Origin of the sequence: Pseudomonas sp. EL_65y_Pfl1_R83, assembly GCF_963970695.1 — a bacterium.
GTDB lineage: Bacteria > Pseudomonadota > Gammaproteobacteria > Pseudomonadales > Pseudomonadaceae > Aquipseudomonas > Aquipseudomonas tritici.
In genome coordinates this window covers 1-533 of record NZ_CAXAQI010000225.1, presented here as the reverse complement: position 1 = coordinate 533, position 533 = coordinate 1, and the positions used below count along the sequence as shown (strand labels likewise).

At 63.6% G+C, this 533-nt stretch carries 1 protein-coding gene; it reads left to right on the top strand.

Going from position 1 to position 533, the window contains the following annotated elements:
* The coding region (locus AACY08_RS28545; RefSeq protein WP_339472448.1) for a hypothetical protein at positions 1–483 on the top strand (483 nt) is incomplete at its 5' end.
* Between the last annotated feature and the right edge of the window lie 50 nt (positions 484–533).

The following is a 533-nucleotide window of genomic DNA, read 5'->3' as shown; positions in this document are numbered from 1 at the left end:
ACTCTGGATCCCCGCACGCGCAAGCGCATGCCCAACCCGTCGATCGAGTTGCCGGCAGACGCACCGGCGGGGACCATCGAGGTCCGCTATGTCGATCAGTCCGGCGACATGCAGGGACCATTCCCGATCCGCTTCGATCCCGAAGCGGCCTTGATCCGCGACCAGCGCAAGATCCTGGACATGACGGCGACGAGCTGGCTCTCGTTCCGCGAGTTCAACGGACTGCTGGTCTATTACACGCATCTCGTTTCGTATCGCTGTGCAATCCGCGAGGTGCGGATCGGCATCGATACCGCCGTTCCCAACCAGGTGCTGAAGATGCCGGCCTGCGACATGCGCGATCCCGGCTCCATTACCGCCGGCATGCCGCTCTACATGAAGCTGAACCCGGGAACGCAATTCGTCTCGGTCGAGCTCACCTATCGCGACGGCAGTGTGTCGGAGATCAAGAGCTTCAGGGCTGCGAACCGGAGCAGCAACTGAGCGACGCCAGGCTGTCCTCCCCCGACGAACGCCCGCCGTCCGTGAACCGG